This is a genomic window from Myxococcota bacterium (genome assembly GCA_035498015.1).
Taxonomy (GTDB): Bacteria; Myxococcota_A; UBA9160; order SZUA-336; family SZUA-336; genus VGRW01.
Window position 1 is genome coordinate 1 of the sequence record DATKAO010000114.1, and the last position, 16,425, is coordinate 16,425.

Genomic DNA, 16,425 nt, shown 5'->3' on the forward strand with positions numbered 1-16,425 from the left:
CTCCTCGATCGTGGCGAAGCGCTGCTCGGCGAGCGCGCGCTTGGCTTCGGCGAAGGCCTCGGGCTTGAAGCCGGTGTGTGTGCGCGGCCGCAGCCCGACCACGTGGCCGAGGTTCACGTCGGCCGCCGAGACACCGCCGGACTGCGGCGCGACCGGGACAGGTGCGGGCAGCGCGCGGGGCTGGGTCGGCGGCGGCTTCGGTGCTGCCGGCTTGGGCGGCGCGGCCTTGGGCGCCGGCTTCGGGACGGGCTTCGCAGCCTCGAGCTTCTTCTTCGCGGCGGCAGGCTTCTTCGCCGCCGGCTTCTTCTTCGGGGCCGCCTTCTTCGGCGCAGCCTTCCTCGTGGCAGCGGCCTTCTTCTTGCCGGAAGCCTTCTTCTTCACCGCCATGCCGCGATCGTATCGCAGGATTTTCGCGGGTCGAGACACTTGCCTAGCGCGCGGCGGGTGGTACCGCCCGGAACTGCCACAGGAGCAGGAGGTCGTAGAGGATCTTCACCGAGCCGGCGAGCAGCAGCGGCCAGCCGAAGGCCGAGCGTTCGAGCAGAGCGCCGGCGAGCAGCGGCGAGAGCGCCGAGGCCAGCGCCCGCGGAACGTTGGTGACGCTGGCCGCCGCGGCGCGTTCCTCCGGCGGCACCACCGCCATCACGTAGGACTGCCGGGCCGGCACGTCCATCTGCGAGAGCGCGCCCCGCACGAGCAGACACCCGAGCGCGAGCGGAGCGCTGGGCATGAACACCGCCGCGATCAGGAAGCCGTTCGCGGGCAGGTGCGTGAAGACCATGGTCTCGATCAGGCCGATGCGCGCGGCGAGCCACGCCGAGAGGAACTGCGAGAACGCCGAGAGCGTCGACGCGGCGAAGAAGAAGGTGCCGAGCTCGGTCAGTGAGAGACCGAAGCGCTGGTTGAGCCACAGTGCCACGAGCGGCGGCACCGCGAGGCCGCCCCCGAACGAGTCCAGCGAGAACAGCGCGGTGAGTCGCAGGACGATGCTGCGCGAGCGCGCGAGCGGCGCGCGCGGCTCCTGCTTCGCCACGGGCGCGGACGGCAGCCCGAGATACAGGACCACGAGCGGCAGCGCGACGCACGCGTACAGCACGAACACCCCGCGCAGGGCGTCCTGCAACCCGACACCGAGGTGGGTCACCGCCTGGTCCGGCAGGCCGCCGGCGAGCGCGCCCGCGGCGCCGAGCAGCGCGCCCGCCACGTTGTAGCGCGCGAAGGTCGCCGTGCGCGTGCGCAGGTCGCCCGCGGCGCCGAGCACCGCCTGCTCGGTGGGCAGGAAGATCGACACGTCGCCCGAGGTCGGGTTCAAGGTCCCCACGAACGCCACCAGCAAGAGCGGCCAGAACGCGGTGAGTCCGGCGAAGCCGAGCCCGGTGAGCGCCATCAGCCCGGACGCCCCGAGCAGCACCGTGCGCGCCGCGAAGCGCCCGCTCGCGAGCCCCACCCCGAGCGTGAGCAGCGCGCTTCCCAAAAGCGTCGCGGTGGCCACCGCGCCGACCTGGACCGTGCTGAGTCCCAGCCCGAGCAGATAGGCCGAGAGCACCACGTTCACGGCGCCGTCGACGAAGCCGCGCAAGCCGCGCGCGGCGATCAGCCGCCCGGACTCGCTCACTTAGGCGCGGGTCACGGCCGCCGCGGGCGTCGGCTCGACCAGCGCGCCGTTCTCGCCGTTCACGTGCGCGAGGTGCGCGCGGATCATCTCCTGCGACACCGGCGCCCGGCGCAGCTCGAGCGCCGGAGCGATGCGCGACAGATGGAACACGAAGACGGTGATCGCGAAGCCCGCGACCACGATGCCCATCACGGCCAACGGCCCGGGATTCCCGCCCGTGGCGGCCAGCTGCTGCGCCACCCAGAAGCCCAGGCCGATGGCGATCGCCAGTGACAGCGCCGCGACCCGCAGCACGTCGCCGAGCAGCGCCTGCGACCCGCGCGAGAGCACGCGCCGCAGCTCACCCACCGAGAAGTAGTCGAGGAACCAGCTGGTGCGCTCGTCGACCTCGCGCTCCGCCGGCGGCGGCAGCACCTGCTGCGTGAGCGGGTCGACCGCCAGCTCGCCGCGACTGTGCGCGGAGATCGCCTCGAGGATCGCCCGGTGCACGCGCTCGTCGATCGGGAAGCGCCAGGCGATGAAGAACGCCGCGATCGAGAAGGCCGCGGGAGTCAGCGCGAACACCGCGCGGATGGCGAACACCACGTTGGGCGACTGCGGCAGGTTGGGCTGGTAGCCGAGCCACGCCAGCAGCGCGAGCGGCAGCGAGGCGCTCGGAATCACGATGAACTTCGGCACCAGCCCCCACAGTGCGAGATACTGCGCCTCGCGGCGCTTGCCGGTGTGGAGCTCGTCGTAGTCGATCACGTCGGCCTGGATGGCGGGCGGCAGGAACAGCCCGGCGCCGAAGCTCGAGCCGGCCCAGACGATCACCGCCAGGCAGCCGATGTTCTGGCCCTCGCCCAGGAAGAACAGCATCACTCCGCCCGTGACTCCCATGACGAAGCTGGTCAGCCAGGCGTTGAGCTTGCCGATGCGCTTGGCCAGCGCCAGCCAGAGCGGCAGACACAACAGCCCCGACAGGAAGTACGCCGCCAGGAAGATCGTGAGCCAGCCGTCGGCCTGGGGCTGCGGAATGGGCGGCGGGTTCAGCACGTAGCGGTTGAAGTACGGCATCAACAGGCCCGGAATCGCACCGGGGATGTTGGCGACGGCGTAACACACGAACAGCACCAGGAACGGCCGGTTGCGCAGCGAGCGCCGCACGCCCGGCACGAGCGGGTTGGAGGCGCGCTGCACGAACTCGGGCCGCTCGCGCACGCGCACCACCAAGAGCCAGTACAGGCTGACCATCAACACGCCGTAGCCGAGCGCCATGCCTGCGAAGGCGGAGCGCTGCGAGAAGCCGAAGCCCTGGGTCAGCACGCCGGGCACGATCGCGGCCACCAGCGTGCCCACGAGCGCGAAGCCCTCGCGCACCGAGAACAGGGTCGAACGCTCGTGGTAGTCGAGCGTGAGCTCCGGACCGAGCGCCGCGTGCGGCAGCCCGTAGAGCATGTTCAAGATGAAGAACAGCATGAGACACACGCCGAACCAGACCGCCGCGCCGGAGGTCGTGAGCCAGGCCGGGGGCGTGAACAGCGCCACGAACACGAGCGCCGCGATCGGCGTCGCGACCGCGATCCACGGCCGGCGGCGACCCCAGCGCGTGTGCGTGTGGTCGGAGAGCCAGCCGACGAACGGGTCGATGATCGCGTCGAAGATGCGCGCGAGCGCCGCGGCCAGCGCGACCCACGCCAGGGGTACGAGCACCGTGTCCGAGTAGAACGGATTCACGTGGATCGCGACCGGGATCGCCATCGCCGCGCCCGCGACGCTCGGCGCCCCGTAGATGATCTTCAGCCCGAGCGGCACCTTCTCGCGCGCGGGGCTGCTCATGGAAAGCGTGGCCTGAGCCAGCTCGCGCACAGCTCCATGGCTTCGCGGCGGTGGCCTTCGAGATAGTGCGGTGCGCGCTTCAGCTCGTGGTACTCGACGTCGCTCGCGCCGCAGGCGTCGCGGATCGCGCGCGCCTGACTCAGCCGGATCTCGGTGTCGGCGGTCGCGTGCAGGATCAGGGACGGCACCTTCACGCTCGGCATGGTGTCGGCGAGCTTCGCGTGCGACGACAGGCCGGACCACGTGGAGAGCCAGCCGCGCGCGCTCATCACGCGCGCCAGCCCGAAGCGCCCGTAGTTGCCGTCGAGCGGGTCGGGAAAGGCGAAGAGGGACCCCAGGGGCCGGTCGTCCGGATCGATCGAGAGATCGAGATACGCGGGGTCGGCCAGGGTCCGATAGATCACCAGGTACTTCGCGTGCACGGCGCGCTGGCGCCAGTATCTCCACGCGCGGGGATCGGCCTGCTTGTCGGCGCCCTTCGAGAGCTTCGCGGCGAGCTCGGCCTTCGCGATCGAGTCGCGCGCGATCGCGTCGAGCCGCGCCACGCGCGCGAGCTGCGCCTGGCGGTAGCGCGCGAGCCAGGCGCGGTCGTAGTGACAGGGCTCGGGCCACGGGCGCCAGCCGTTGTCGGGGTCGTACATGTCGAGCTCGGGAATCACGGACTCGGGATCGTTCTCGTCGGCGACCGACGGATCGATCACGCTGTTCATGAAGACACCCTCACCCGGGTGCGCCGCGACCGCGATCCAGCCGTCGCCCACGCCGCGCTCCACGTGCGCCAGCGCCATGAGTGACCCGCCGCCGCTGTTGCCCAGCAGCACGACTGCCTCGGCGCCACGGCGGCGCATCTCGAGCACGGCGGTCTCGACGTCGAGTGCGCAGCTCTCGTGCAGGCAATCGATGTCGTTGTTGATGTAGCGGGTCGCGAAGCCCAAGACGGCGTAGCCCGCCGCAGCCAGCAGCGGGCAGGCGTAGTGGATCGAGAAGTCGCCGCGCGGGTGCGAAAGCACGACCGCGGTCTTCCACGGCTGGCCGACGGGCGGCGTCCACAGGGTTCCGCGCACGAGCGCGCCGTCGGCCGACACCAGCCGGACGTCCTCGCGGCGAAGCACCACCTTCGGGTCGTCTTCGGGCAGGGGCCAGTACGCGAGCCCGAAGGGACGCCGGGCACCCATGGCATGCGGCATTTCAGGCGTTCCCTTTCTCGACGCTTCGCAGCATACCCGAATCCGTGCGCTAGCATGGCGCGCCCATGGCCGACCCCGACGACCTGGTCACGCGCGCGTTCGAGACGATCACCGGCTGGCTCGCCTGCGGACACGAGACACGCATGCAGCCGCTCGCGCAGTTCGTGCGCGACCCGCGCATGCCCGTCTGTTACGACGCGAACTTCATGGCCGAGGTGCGCGCGCGCACGCCGGACGAGATCGAGTCGCTGTTCGTGGCGGCGGACTCCATGTACCGGGGCCTCGGTCACCGCATGTTCCTCTGGGACCCGCAGACCCCGCCCGAATTCGAGGCGCGGCTGCAGCTCGACGGCTACGAGAAGGAGGAGCAGGTCGTGCTCGTGCTCGAGGGCGCGCTCGCGGGCCGTGGGCCCGCGCTCGAGCTGCGCCCGGCGCAGAGCGACGCCGACTGGGAGGCGATCGAGTCACTCTGCCGGCTCGATCACGAGGAAGAGGTCGAGAAGGGCTTCCACGAGCCGTGGGACGAGGCAGTCACGCGCCAGCTCGTAGCCGCCAAGCGCGCCAAGGCGCCCGACGTGCAGTTCTATCTGGCGCGCCAGGACGGCGTGGACTGCGCGTTCTTCTCGGCCTACCCGGGCGCGAACGGCGTGGGCCAGGTGGAAGACCTGTTCACGCGCGCCGAGTTCCGCGGCCGCGGCATCGGCACGGCGCTGATCGCGCGCTGCGTCGACGACGCCCGCGCGCGCGGCGCCGGCCCGATCCTGATCGGGGCGCGCACCAACGACACGCCCAAACACATGTACGCCGCGCTCGGCTTCAGGGCGCTCTGCGTCGAGCGGCGCTACGTGAAGACCGGCTCCTGAACCTGGTCAGACCTCGTAGCGGTTGAGCTCCGGCAGCACCGTCTTCGCGAACAAGCGCATGTTGCGCTCGCTCTCGGCCGGCGACATGCCCGCGTAGCTGAAGACGCCCACGAAGCGGTCACTCCCGATGCGCTTCTGGGTGTCGACGATCGTCTGGTAGCAGCGCTCGGGCGTGCCCCACACCTGCAGGCCCAGGAAGAAGTCGATCATGGCGTCGGCGCCGCCGGGCGCGCTCGCGATCTCCTGCATGCGGGCGTACGACTCGTAGCCCTTGGTCTTGGCCAGGTGGTCACCGCGCAGCTCGTAGTGTTTCAGCACGGTGTGCCAGTAGCCGCCGATGTATTTGCGGGCCAGCTCCTCGGCGCGGCCGGCGTCTTGGTCACAGAACACCCAACCGGCGCAGATCGACGGCGGCGCGGGCACACCGTTCACCTGCTGGTAGACGGTGTTGTAGTTGCGCAGCTCCTCGGTCACGGCCTCCCACGGCTTCTGCGGGATGATCAGCATGCCCAGCCCGAGCTTCGCGATCACCGGGCCCGACTCGGGAGAGACTGCGGCCGCGTAGCTCCGGCCCTTGAACGACTTCCAGGGCTTGGGGCGGATGTCGCGGCGCGCCTGCTTCACGATCTTGCCGTCGTATTCGCAGTAGCCGCGCTCGAGTCCGGTGAGGATCATGTCGGCCGACTCGGTGAAGCGCTCGCGGCTCGTGTCCATCGAGACGCCGAAGCCGTCGAACTCGACGCGGCCCAGCCCGCGGCCCAGCCCGAGCACGAAGCGGCCGTTCGACACGTGGTCGAGCACCGAGATCTGCTCCGCCACGCGCATCGGGTTGTGCCAGGGCAGTACGACCACCATCGAGCCGAGCTGCACGCGCTCGGTCGCGCCGGCCAGGAAGGTCAGGTACTGCAGCACGTCGGGACACATGGTGTAGTCGGTGAAGTGGTGCTCGACTCCCCAGAGTGACTGGAAGCCGAGTGACTCCGCCATGAGTGCGAGCCGCAGGTCCTCGCGCCACACCTCGCGGTCGCTGCGCGCCTGCTCCGGGTTCTGGAAGATCGCTGCCATTCCGACGTGCATGTGAAGTTCTCCCTTCCACCTCCCAGCATAGCGGAGCGTCAGGTCGCGAGCAGAACCACTGGGATCTCGCGCGCCGTGCGCTTCTCGTATGCGGCGTACGCGGGGTTCTCGCGCTTCACGCGCGGCCACAGGCGCGCGCGCTCCTCGGCCGAGGCGATCCGCGCGCGCACGCGCCGGCGTTCGCCCGCGAGCTGCACCAGGGCTTCCGGCTGCGCCTGCAGGTTGCGCCACCAGGCGGGGTCGCGCGCGGCGCCGCCCGCCGACGCGATGATCACGAGCCGCTCGCCGTCCTCGAAGTAGGTCAGCGGCACCGTGCGCGGGCGGCCGCTCGCGCGCCCGGTCGTGGTGAGCAACAGGATGCGCTGCGGGCCCATGCGACCGCCGATGCGCCCGTCGGTGAGCCGGAACAACGCCGTGTGGACCCGCACGAATGCGAACACGAGCAAGCGCTGGAGTGGGTTCATCGATCCTCCATGGCCGCGTGGCTGGCGACTGATATGATGACGAAGACGGGAGGAACCCGAATGTCTCGCGAGGCCGTGATCGTCGACAGCGTGCGCACCGGTTTGGCGAAGGCGCACCGTGGCTCGTTCAACATGACACGCCCGGATGACCAGCTGGCACACTGCATCGCGCAGCTGTTCGCGCGCAACCCCAACGTCGACAAGGCCGAGGTCGGCGACGTGATCGCCGGCTGCGGCATCCCCGAAGGCCCGCAGGGCATGAACGTGGCGCGTATCTCGACCGTGCTGGCGGGGCTGCCCACGTCCGTGGCCGCGACCACCGTGAACCGCTTCTGCTCGTCGGGCTCGCAGGCCATCATGATGGCCGCGCAGCAGATCCTCCACGAGGGCGTCGACATCGCGATCGGCTCGGGCGTCGAGACCATCACGATGCTGCAGGACGGCTCGCAGAACACCAAGCGCCTGCTGAACCCGGTGGCCGCCAAGAAGGCGCCGGGGCTCTACATGGCGATGGGCGCCACGGCCGAGGTCGTGGCCGAGAGATACAAGGTGTCTCGCGAAGACCAGGACCAGTACGCGCTGAAGAGTCAGCAGCGCACCGCGCGTGCCCAGGAGCTGGGCTACTTCGACGACGAGATCGTGCCCATGAAGGTGCGCCGCATCGTGCAGAAGAAGGGCGAGGAGCCGCGCGAGGAGGACTTCGTCGTGGACCGCGACGAGTGCAACCGGCCCGACACCACGATCGAAGGCCTGCGCAAGCTGCCGCCCGCGTTCAAGCCCGAGGGCGGTACGGTCACGGCCGGTAACTCGAGCCAGCTGTCCGACGGCGCGTCGGCCACGCTGGTCATGTCGGCGAGCCGCGCGAACGCGCTGGGGCTCGAGCCCATGGGCATCTACCGCGGCTCGGCCGTCGCCGGCTGCGAGCCCGACGAGATGGGCATCGGCCCGATCTACGCCGTGCCCAAGCTGCTCAAGAGACTCGGCATGTCACTCGACGACATCGACCTGGTCGAGCTGAACGAGGCCTTCGCGTCGCAGGTGCTGCAGGTGCAGCGCGTGCTCGGGATCCCCGACGAGAAGCTGAACCCGAACGGCGGCTCGATCTCGATCGGTCACCCGTTCGGCATGACGGGCTCGCGACTCACGGGTCACATTCTGCGCGAGCTGCGGCGGCGCAAGAAGCGCTACGGGCTCGTGACCATGTGCGTGGGCGGCGGTCAGGGCTTCGCTTCGCTCTTCGAGTCAGTTTGACTACGTTCGCCTGCGGCTCACTGCGCGCGCCTGGCGGCGCTTGCGGCGCCTCGCTCGGGGCGGCCCTTGCGAGGCTCGGACGGAGCTTCGTTCGCCTGCGGCTCACTGCGCGCGCCTGGCGGCGCTTGCGGCGCCTCGCTCGGGGCGGCCCTCGCGAGGCTCGGACGGAGCTTCGTTCGCGGCGGCTCACTGCGCGCGCCTGGCGGCGCTTGCGGCGCCTCGCTCGGGGCGGCCCTCGCTCGGCTCTGACGGAGCTTCGTTCGCCTGCGGCTCACTGCGCGCCTGGCGGCGCTTGCGGCGCCTGAAACAAGGCCCGGCCCTCGGACTGTGCGGGCGGGTCGATGCCGAGCAGCGCGGCGACCGTGGGCGCGACGTCGATCGCGCGCACTTCGCCGAGCTCGGCGCCCGCGGGCACGCCGGCGCCCAGCGCGTAGAAGATCGCGCCCATGTCGGGCTGACTCGGGTCGTAGCCGTGCACGCCGGGAGACTTGCCGCGCCACCAGATCTCGAGCCGCTGCCAGAGACTCTCGCGGCCGACCGCCCACGGCGGGTTCGGCACGAGCGTCAGGTCGCCGCTGCGGCTCGGGTAGAAGCTGCGCATGCGCGCGGGGAGTGACTCGGGGGTGTAGGCGGTGAGTCCCTCGATCCCCGAGAGCGTGCGCAGCGCCGCGGCGGTCTGCGCGGGGTCCTTCAGGTAGAGCTGCCCTTCCCCGCCCGAGCCGTCCAGGCGCGCCGCAATGCCCGCGGCCGAGAGCAAGGCCTCGGCGTCGATCGCGCCGTCCATGCGCGACATGCCGTGGTCACTCGCCACGATCACCGCGGTGTGCGCCCAGGCGCCGCGCGCGTCCAGGCCCGCGAACAGCCGCGCGAGCTCGCGATCCTGCGCCAGCAGCTGAGCGGCGATCTCGGGCGCGTCGGGGCCGAGCTCGTGACCCACGCCGTCGCAGCCGTGCCACCAGCTCATGATCAGCCGCGGCCGCTGGGCAGCGGGCAGGTCCAGCCAGGCGAGGATCTGGTCGACCTTCCTTGCTTCTGGAACGGAGCCGTCGAACGGCGCGCGGCGGTAGGTCGCCCCGCGTCCGTGCCAGTCGGTCTCCGAGCCCGCCCAGAAGAACACCGCGGCGCGCACGCCCTGGCGCTCGGCGGCGGCCCACAGCGGCTCGGCTTCGATGAAGGACGCGTCGTTGCCGTACGAGAAGCGCCGGCCCTGCCGGTCCGTGAAGCTGTTCTCGATGATCCCGTGCCGGTCGGGATACGTGCCGGTCGCGAGCGAGACATGGTTGGGGAACGTGCTCGAGGGAAACACCGGCGTGAGTCGCCGGGCGTGCGCTCCGTCGCGCGCCATGCGTGCGAGCGCCACGGTCGCGGCGCGCGCGGGATAGTCCCAGCGCGTCCCGTCCCAGGACAGGAGCACCACGACCGAAGGCTCGGCCGCACGCGCGTTGGCCGCGAGGCTGCAGAGGAGGAACAGCGCGAGCGCCGCAGCTCGAATGCGGGTCACGCGCGCATCCTAGCGGAACGCCTCGCGAACGCGCGCTCCCCTGCGCGCGCCCGATGTGTGGAGCCCGCTTCCCAGTCGTGTGAACCAGGTCACCACCAAAGAGTGATCCGCTCCACACGCTGCATGCCTGAGATCGGTCCGTGCGCGCGCAGCCGGCCGGCAGCTGAACGCGCAGTCGACGGCGCGAGTGACTGATTCGGCGGAAGCTGCGCATTTCCAGGCACGGAACCTGAATGTCTTCCCGGTCGCTGGCCGGAGGGGCCGGAGCTCCACGGGAGAGGAGATCTGGCTATGAAGCGGAACGACGAGCGCGGATTCACGCTGCTCGAAGTCATGACCGCGGTCGCGGTCATGGGAATTCTCGTCGCAATGGCGACCCCCAGCATGCTGCGCATGCTCGAGCGCCAGGAGACACGGAGCAGCGCCACGGAGATGGCGGGCCTTCTTTCGGACGCACGCGCGCGCGCGGTGGCCGAGGGCACGCCCCACCTGGTGTACTTCAACTCGCCGGCCGTCGACGGCGACGGCAACTGCGGCGTGGCCGCGGTCGAAGTGCGCGACGTCGACCACAGCTACTCGATCACCGACGGCGACGTCACCACGGACTTCAAGCTGTCTGCGGGCGCGTGCCGCAAGGTGAAGCCGTACGACGGCAGCAGCTCGAGCAGCAGCACGGACGCGACGGCGGCGGCGCCGGTGGTGCCGATGCCGCGCGAGGACCTCGCGCTGAAGGCGACGGATGCGGCCGAGGTCGGCGCCGTGGCAGTGCGTGCCTCGACCGCGCTCGGTGACACGGTCGCCGCGGCGGCGGACACCGTGGGCAGCGCGGTGAGTGGCACGGTGGATGCCGCGGGCGCCATCGTGGGCGGTCTCACGGGCGGCAGCGGCAGCTCGGGCTCGAGCGACGACGGCAGCAGCTCGGGCTCGGACGACTCGGGCACCGGCAACGGCGGCACGGGCAAGAGCCTGGCCGTGGGTCAGCAGACCGCGATCGCAGCCGACCCTTCGGCCGACCTGCCGCCGCGCACCACGACCGTGGCCGACACGGTCGTGAACGGCGCGACCTTCCCGGTCGACGCCGTCTCGGGCCGGCCCGTGATCGCCTTCTCGGAGCGGGGCGTGCCCGTCGACCCGCAGAACCCCAACTCGTGGGGCAGCGGCGCGGGCGGGATCTACCTCACCGACTCGAACAACACGGCGATCTTCGCCGCGTTGGTGGAGCCGCTCGGCGACGTGAAGCTGCGGGCCTACGACGCGGCCTCACAGAGCTGGAAGTGAGTGACTGACTAGCGACCGCCGTAAGGATCGCCGGGCAAGTCGGGGCTGTGGCGGAAACGCCGATGGCTCCACATCCACTGCTCCGGGTGCGCCCGAATGATCTCCCCGAGCGCCTCGTTTGCTCGAGCAGTGAGTATCTCGGCGTCCTTGCGGCGGTCGCCCGTATCTGGCGTCTCCAGCGGGGGCCGGATCACCATGCGATGGTGGTCCGGCCCGACGCGCACGGTGTAGCAGGGCACGACCGGCGCTCCAGAGCGCAGCGCGAGCACCGCCAGGCCGAGCGAAGTCGAAGCGCGCACGCCCAGGAACGGCACGAAGACCCCGCGTGAGCGCCGCGCGTACTGGTCGTTCAACACCGCGACCGCGCGGCCCTTCTTCACCGCGCGCAGCATCTTGGGCAGCACGTCGCGGTGCAGGAGCATCTCGGCGCCCGTGCTCTGGCGCTGGCGCAAGAGCTCGGCGGCGAGCAGCCGATTCGCGACGGGACGGCCGATCACGGTGAGCGGAAAGCCGTAGGCCGGCGCCGCGCGCGGCAGGATCTCGAAGCTGCCGAAGTGCAGACCGAGCACCGCGGCGCCTTTGCCCTGCGCCATGACGGCGTTGCCGATCTCCTGCCCTTCGACGTCGACGCGCGCGCGCACGTCGTCGGCCGTCCAATGTCTGCCGCGCGCCACGTCGATCAGCCCGTACGCAAAGCTCACGTAGCTCTCGCGCCCGATCTGCCGCCGCTCTTCTTCCGGAAGGTCGGGAAACGCGATCCGCAGGTTGGTCAGCACGAAGTCCACGCGCTTCCCGCCCCGGTCGAACAGCGCCCGCGCCGCGCGCGCGGCCAGGCGCTGCGCGGTCGGCAGCGGGATCGCCGCCAGCGCGGTGACTGCGGCGCGGAATGCAGCGTACTCGGCCAGCTCGCGCGGTGTGTACACGGCCGCGCGAAGATATACTGCGCCCGATGCTGGAGAGCGAGCGCTATCTCTCACTCGCGACCTTCCGCCGCGACGGGCGCGAGGTCGCGACGCCCATCTGGTTCGCGCACGAGGGCGGAGCGATGGTGGCCTTCAGCGCGGGCGACGCCGGCAAGGTGAAGCGCCTGCGCAACTCGCCGCGCGCCCGGGTGGCGGCCTGTGACATGCGCGGCAACGTCCAGGGCCCGTGGCACGAGGCGCGTGGCGAGATCATGAGCGACGCCGCCGCGATCCAGCGGGCCCTCATCGCCCTGCGCAAGAAGTACGGCGTGATGATGCTGCTCGCCGACTTCTTCTCGCGCCTCTCGGGCCGCTACCAGAAGCGCGCGTACTTGCGGATCGTGCCCACGAGCTGAGTGGGGCCGAGCGATTACCAGCGGCGCAGTGAGCCGAAGGCGAACGCAGCTCAGTCAGTCTATGGCTTGAAGTGCGGTCGGCGCTTCTCGGTGAAGGCGCGGATCGACTCTTGCCCGTCCTCGGCCACGGCGTTCGCGGCCATGACTTCCATCGCGTAGGCGTAGGCCTTGGGCTGATCGAGGTCGATCTGCGCGTAGTAGGCTTGCTTGCCCAGGCCCTTCGAGAAGGCGCTGCCGCGCGTGGCGCGGCGGATCAGCGCGTCGGTCACGGACACGAGCTCGTCGGCGGGCACCACCCGGTTCACGAGGCCCCACTCCGCAGCGGTGCGCGCGTCGATCTTGTCGCCCGTGAACAAGAGCTCGAGCGCGCGCTTGCGGCCGATCGCGCGCGAGACACTCACCATGGGCGTGGTGCAGAACAGCCCGCCGGCGCCGCCGGGTGTCTGGAACTCCGCGTCCTCCGACGCCACCGCCAGGTCACACGCCGCGACCAGCTGGCAGCCCGCGCCGGTGGCGAGCCCCTGCACGCGCGCGACCACTGGCTGCGGGATCGACTGCACGGCGGTCATCAGCTCGGTGCACACCGCGAGCAGCTGGCGCATGCCCGCCAGGTCGCGGTTCACCAGGTCCGCGTAGTCGTGGCCCGCGCAGAACACGGGACCGCTCGACGCGATCACCACGCCGCGCGCCTTGCTCGCGCCGATCGCGCGCAAGGCGTCGCGCAGCTCCAGCATCACCGGCAGTGACAGCGGGTTGCGGCGCTCGGGCCGCGCGAACGCGAGGGTCGCGATCGAATCGCGTTCTTCCAACGAGACGTGCGAGAGCTCCATGTGCGCTCCTTCGCCGCGCGGTCAGTCGCCGGCGGCGAGCAGGTCTTCGAGCAGAGCGAGGCTCGCCTGCTCCTGCTCGTCGACCGAGCCGTCGGCGAGCACGAGCTCGCGCAGCGTGTCGAGGAAGAGTTTGCGGTGCTCGCGCGGAATCTCCACGGGGTCGACGTCGTCGATGTGGGGCGGCACCTGCAGCCACGCGTCGACCTGCGCCACCTCCCGGGGGCTCAGGCCGAGCCGACTCACCATGCGGCGGACGAACGCGCGCTCCTCGGACTGGACCTCGAGATCCGCCCAGGCGACGGAGCAGACGAACTTCATGAGACGGAGGCGCTCTTCGGGCGCGAGCGAGGCGACCATGCGCCCACTCTCGCATTCGCCGTCTCGCGGTGTCTAGTCGGCCAGATCGCTCAGAGGAGCATCACGGCGACGATGGCCAGCGCCCAGACGAAGGCGCCCATCGCCATGGCGATCGCGATCCCGCGCGGTGCACCCAGCGGAGCCGGTCGTTCGTCGAGCTGGATCGGCCTACGCGCGAATCGCTCGCTCGCCGGTTCTGCCGGCCGATCGCGGCCAATCGCCGGCACACCGGCAGCTGCGACCATCGGTGCTCGGCGTACTGGCAGCCTCGACAGGATTCTCATCCTCTCGCCCTCTGGGGGGTGTCGGTTGACTTCGGACGCACTCACGGAAGTTCGAACCGGAACTGCGCCGCCTCCCTTCCCCACGACCCGGCGCAGCATGCGCACATGTTGCTTCCCACTGAACACGTGCACCGTGACCCTGATCACTCTCCTGCGCGTTCGCGCGCACCCTCTACACAGGAAAGCGTCTCCCTCGACGAGCCGATGCGCCGGCCGATCAACGATTCCGGCCGCAAGGTGCGCAGCGCGAGCGGCAGTGCCACCAACACCGCGAGAGTCGACATGAGGTTTCCCGCGCAAGCGAGCGCGCCGAATGCGCGAATCGGCGGCGAGCTCGAGCCGAGCAGCACCAGGAACGAGAGACTCGCCAGCGTCGCTTCGGCGATCGGCCGGCCCACGTCGCGCAGCGCGACCGACACCGCGACGTGTGCATCGGCGCCCGCGCGACCGAGCTCGCGCACGCGCGACAGATAGAGCAGCGCGGGTGCGGCGCTCGCGGCGGCGATCCACGCGGGCAGCAGGGCCGACGCGGGGTCGAGCGCGAGGCCGAGCGGCGCCATTGCGCCGAGCACGAGCCAGGTCGCGAGCGCCGCCGGCAGCGCAGCCAGCGCGCCGAGCCCTGCGGAATCGAGCGCGAGCGCGGCGACGACCGCCAGCGACAGCAGCGACAGCGCCGCCACCGCGGGGGTGCGCCGCAACAGGCGCTCGCCCTCCTCGGCAAGAGCCAGGTCCGGGCCCGCGATCCGCGCGGCGCCGGGCCTGCCGAACGCCGCGGCCGCCTGCAGCGACACGCCGCGCGCGATGCGGGCGATGGCCCCCGGATCGCGCGCATCGGCGAGTAACTCGACCGCGAGGTAGCGGCGCGAGGCGTCGAGCCCGGCCGCAGCCAGCGCGGGCGCCTCGCGGTCCAGGAGCTCGTAGACCTCCTCGACCTCGGCGCGCGTCGGCGGAACCACCGCGAAACCGGGATCGTCGTCGTGCTGCGCGCGCATCGCGGGCAGCAGCGCCGTGTCGACGAGTGACTCGGCGAAGACCACCCCCTGGAGCTCGGCGGCCGTGCGCTCGAAGCCGAGCGCCTGCTCGAGGAAGCGCGGTTCGGCTGCGCCGCCCGGCGCGCCCGAGTCGAGCACCACGCGCAGCGGCGCCGCGCCGCCGAAGCTGCGCGAGAGACTTTCGAGCCCTTCGCGCTCGGGCGTGCGCTCCGGCCACGGGCCCACCGAGCCGGCGTCCCCCGTGAGGCCGCGCAGGCCGAGGCCGGCCGCCGCGAGCAGGGCCGCGACCGCGAGCACCCGGCGCACTCGCGCGGCACCGCGCGCGCGCAGCGCCCCGTCGAGGCGCGCGAGCGCGGCCTCGACCGGCGCGGCGAGCGGGCCCGCGCGCAGCAGCGACCCGCCGCGCGGTCCGAACGCCAGAAGACCGGCGGGCACACCGATCCCGACGCAGAGCGCACTCGCCGCCAGCGCACCGCCGGCCGCCAGCGCGAGCGATCCGGTCTCGCCGCCCACGACTGCGGCGAGTGACCCGAAAGCGAGCGCGCCGGCGACGACTGCCGCCGAGAGCGGCGCGCCGAGCGCAGCGAGCGCTCGCGCCGCGGCGCGCGCCGCGCTTGCCCCGCCGCGCTGCTCGCTGCGCACGCGGTGCGCGAGCGCGGCCGCGGCGCACGCGCTGCTGGTGAAGACCAAGAGCGGCAGCGCCGCAGCCGCTGCGCCGAGCGAGGCGTGCGCGAGGCCGAGCGCGCCGGCACACCACGCCAGCGCCATGGCCGCGAGCGCTGCCAGCCACAGCCCCAGGCGCGCGCTCGCGAAGCACGCGGCGCCCAAGAGCGCCAGCGCGACGAGCGCCGCGGGAGTCACTCGCGCCAGGTCGCCGCGCGCCGCCGCCTCGCGCTCGTGGGCGCCGTGCGCGGCCGAGACCGCGCCCAGCACGACCGCCGGCGGGCGATCGAGGCGCGCGCGCAGTGACTCGATCAGCGCGTAGGCGTCGCGCGGCGTGGTTCCCGGCACGAGCTGCGCCCGCACCAGCGCCGCGCGCTCGTTGGCGGAGACCAGACCGACCAACGCGGCGCGCTCCTCGCCGGCACGCGCGCGCAAGCGCCGCAGGCCCATGGCGTCGGCGGGCAGCTCGCCGAGCCACGGCCGCGCTGCCAGCCGGCCGGCGTCGCGCACCAGCCGCGGGCGCGCGCTGAGTGAGTCGACGTTCGCCACCAGCGCCGTGCGCTCCGCCAGGAGCCGCGTCAGCGTGTCTACGGCCGTCAGGCAGTCGCGCGACCAGGCGCCGGCGTCGCACTCGAGCTCGAAGAGCGCCGTCTCACCCGCGGCGAGCGGGGCGGCGCTCTCCGGGGGCCGCGGCGCGCGCAGGTCGACGCGAATCACTCCCGGCGACAGCAGCGCCGTGAGCGCCACGAGCAGCGCGACGAAAGCGCGCGGCCCCGCCGCCAGCCGCCGGCCCAGCCTCTCCCAGAGGGAGGCGTCGAACCACACCGCGAGCACCTCCGCCGGGGGGGCTCAAGCCGCTCGGGTCCGCCGTCCGAAAGCGTCCCAGAGTCTCTTCGGGACGTTCCTGGGGTCGCTTGAACGCGTACG

The 16,425-nt window shown here is 71.8% G+C and carries 16 protein-coding genes; 4 read left to right on the top strand and 12 right to left on the bottom strand.

Annotated features, from left to right (window positions below; all coding sequences use genetic code 11):
• From VMR86_10490 to VMR86_10505, 4 genes are all read right to left on the bottom strand, one after another.
• On the bottom strand, nucleotides 1–387 hold a 387-nt coding region (locus tag VMR86_10490), incomplete at its 3' end, for a hypothetical protein (protein HTO07469.1).
• 43 nt (nucleotides 388–430) lie between these two features.
• Nucleotides 431–1,615, bottom strand: coding sequence for an MFS transporter (locus VMR86_10495; protein ID HTO07470.1), 1,185 nt, complete (start codon nucleotides 1,613–1,615; stop codon nucleotides 431–433).
• Nucleotides 1,616–3,433: an MFS transporter gene (locus tag VMR86_10500; protein ID HTO07471.1), complete on the bottom strand. Its 1,818-nt coding sequence runs from the start codon at nucleotides 3,431–3,433 to the stop codon at nucleotides 1,616–1,618.
• Complete coding sequence (locus VMR86_10505; GenBank protein HTO07472.1) at nucleotides 3,430–4,608, bottom strand: alpha/beta hydrolase; 1,179 nt, start codon at nucleotides 4,606–4,608, stop codon at nucleotides 3,430–3,432. Before VMR86_10505 ends, VMR86_10500 begins: the two co-directional genes overlap by 4 nt.
• A gap of 77 nt (nucleotides 4,609–4,685) precedes the next feature.
• On the opposite strand from VMR86_10505, the gene VMR86_10510 reads away from it, so the two are divergent.
• On the top strand, nucleotides 4,686–5,483 hold the full coding sequence (locus VMR86_10510; GenBank protein HTO07473.1) for a GNAT family N-acetyltransferase: 798 nt from the start codon (nucleotides 4,686–4,688) through the stop codon (nucleotides 5,481–5,483).
• Between the two features lie 6 nt (nucleotides 5,484–5,489).
• On the opposite strand, the gene VMR86_10515 is transcribed toward VMR86_10510, so the two are convergent.
• The gene (locus VMR86_10515) at nucleotides 5,490–6,548 is read right to left on the bottom strand and encodes an LLM class flavin-dependent oxidoreductase (GenBank protein ID HTO07474.1); all 1,059 of its coding nucleotides are present in this window, start codon (nucleotides 6,546–6,548) and stop codon (nucleotides 5,490–5,492) included.
• A 50-nt stretch (nucleotides 6,549–6,598) separates the two neighbouring features.
• Nucleotides 6,599–7,024 (bottom strand): nitroreductase family deazaflavin-dependent oxidoreductase, encoded by a 426-nt coding sequence (locus tag VMR86_10520; protein ID HTO07475.1) that lies wholly within the window; start codon nucleotides 7,022–7,024, stop codon nucleotides 6,599–6,601.
• 60 nt (nucleotides 7,025–7,084) lie between these two features.
• On the opposite strand from VMR86_10520, the gene VMR86_10525 reads away from it, so the two are divergent.
• Entirely contained in the window at nucleotides 7,085–8,275 is a 1,191-nt protein-coding gene (locus tag VMR86_10525) for a thiolase family protein (protein ID HTO07476.1), read from the top strand.
• Between the two features lie 271 nt (nucleotides 8,276–8,546).
• Here VMR86_10525 and VMR86_10530 read toward each other — a convergent pair whose 3' ends face one another.
• Nucleotides 8,547–9,776: an ectonucleotide pyrophosphatase/phosphodiesterase gene (locus VMR86_10530; protein ID HTO07477.1), complete on the bottom strand. Its 1,230-nt coding sequence runs from the start codon at nucleotides 9,774–9,776 to the stop codon at nucleotides 8,547–8,549.
• Nucleotides 9,777–10,067: 291 nt separating this feature from the next.
• On the opposite strand from VMR86_10530, the gene VMR86_10535 reads away from it, so the two are divergent.
• On the top strand, nucleotides 10,068–11,054 hold the full coding sequence (locus VMR86_10535) for a prepilin-type N-terminal cleavage/methylation domain-containing protein (protein ID HTO07478.1): 987 nt from the start codon (nucleotides 10,068–10,070) through the stop codon (nucleotides 11,052–11,054).
• Nucleotides 11,055–11,062: 8 nt separating this feature from the next.
• Here VMR86_10535 and VMR86_10540 read toward each other — a convergent pair whose 3' ends face one another.
• Nucleotides 11,063–11,977 (bottom strand): lysophospholipid acyltransferase family protein, encoded by a 915-nt coding sequence (locus VMR86_10540; protein HTO07479.1) that lies wholly within the window; start codon nucleotides 11,975–11,977, stop codon nucleotides 11,063–11,065.
• 26 nt (nucleotides 11,978–12,003) lie between these two features.
• Between VMR86_10540 and VMR86_10545 the strand changes: the two genes are divergently transcribed.
• Nucleotides 12,004–12,372: a PPOX class F420-dependent oxidoreductase gene (locus tag VMR86_10545; GenBank protein HTO07480.1), complete on the top strand. Its 369-nt coding sequence runs from the start codon at nucleotides 12,004–12,006 to the stop codon at nucleotides 12,370–12,372.
• A gap of 59 nt (nucleotides 12,373–12,431) precedes the next feature.
• On the opposite strand, the gene VMR86_10550 is transcribed toward VMR86_10545, so the two are convergent.
• The 4 genes from VMR86_10550 to VMR86_10565 form a co-directional block, all read right to left on the bottom strand.
• A complete protein-coding gene (locus tag VMR86_10550; protein HTO07481.1) occupies nucleotides 12,432–13,202 on the bottom strand; it encodes an enoyl-CoA hydratase-related protein in 771 nt (256 codons plus the stop codon).
• 21 nt (nucleotides 13,203–13,223) lie between these two features.
• Nucleotides 13,224–13,559, bottom strand: a complete 336-nt coding sequence (locus VMR86_10555; protein ID HTO07482.1) for a TerB family tellurite resistance protein — start codon at nucleotides 13,557–13,559, stop codon at nucleotides 13,224–13,226.
• Nucleotides 13,560–13,609: 50 nt separating this feature from the next.
• Nucleotides 13,610–13,804 (bottom strand): hypothetical protein, encoded by a 195-nt coding sequence (locus tag VMR86_10560; protein ID HTO07483.1) that lies wholly within the window; start codon nucleotides 13,802–13,804, stop codon nucleotides 13,610–13,612.
• Between the two features lie 182 nt (nucleotides 13,805–13,986).
• Nucleotides 13,987–16,323 carry a hypothetical protein gene (locus tag VMR86_10565; GenBank protein HTO07484.1) on the bottom strand — a complete coding sequence of 779 codons (2,337 nt, stop codon included), beginning with the start codon at nucleotides 16,321–16,323 and terminating at the stop codon, nucleotides 13,987–13,989.
• Nucleotides 16,324–16,425: the final 102 nt, after the last annotated feature.

Excerpts from the sequence above, each read along its gene's own strand:
- VMR86_10500 (HTO07471.1), bottom strand. The coding sequence starts at position 3,433 with ATGAGCAGCCCCGCGCGCGAGAAGGTGCCGCTCGGGCTGAAGATCATC.
- VMR86_10505 (HTO07472.1), bottom strand. The coding sequence starts at position 4,608 with ATGGGTGCCCGGCGTCCCTTCGGGCTCGCGTACTGGCCCCTGCCCGAA.
- VMR86_10510 (HTO07473.1), top strand. The coding sequence starts at position 4,686 with ATGGCCGACCCCGACGACCTGGTCACGCGCGCGTTCGAGACGATCACC.
- VMR86_10515 (HTO07474.1), bottom strand. The coding sequence starts at position 6,548 with ATGGCAGCGATCTTCCAGAACCCGGAGCAGGCGCGCAGCGACCGCGAG.
- VMR86_10520 (HTO07475.1), bottom strand. The coding sequence starts at position 7,024 with ATGAACCCACTCCAGCGCTTGCTCGTGTTCGCATTCGTGCGGGTCCAC.
- VMR86_10525 (HTO07476.1), top strand. The coding sequence starts at position 7,085 with ATGTCTCGCGAGGCCGTGATCGTCGACAGCGTGCGCACCGGTTTGGCG.
- VMR86_10535 (HTO07478.1), top strand. The coding sequence starts at position 10,068 with ATGAAGCGGAACGACGAGCGCGGATTCACGCTGCTCGAAGTCATGACC.
- VMR86_10545 (HTO07480.1), top strand. The coding sequence starts at position 12,004 with ATGCTGGAGAGCGAGCGCTATCTCTCACTCGCGACCTTCCGCCGCGAC.
- VMR86_10550 (HTO07481.1), bottom strand. The coding sequence starts at position 13,202 with ATGGAGCTCTCGCACGTCTCGTTGGAAGAACGCGATTCGATCGCGACC.
- VMR86_10555 (HTO07482.1), bottom strand. The coding sequence starts at position 13,559 with ATGGTCGCCTCGCTCGCGCCCGAAGAGCGCCTCCGTCTCATGAAGTTC.
- VMR86_10560 (HTO07483.1), bottom strand. The coding sequence starts at position 13,804 with ATGGTCGCAGCTGCCGGTGTGCCGGCGATTGGCCGCGATCGGCCGGCA.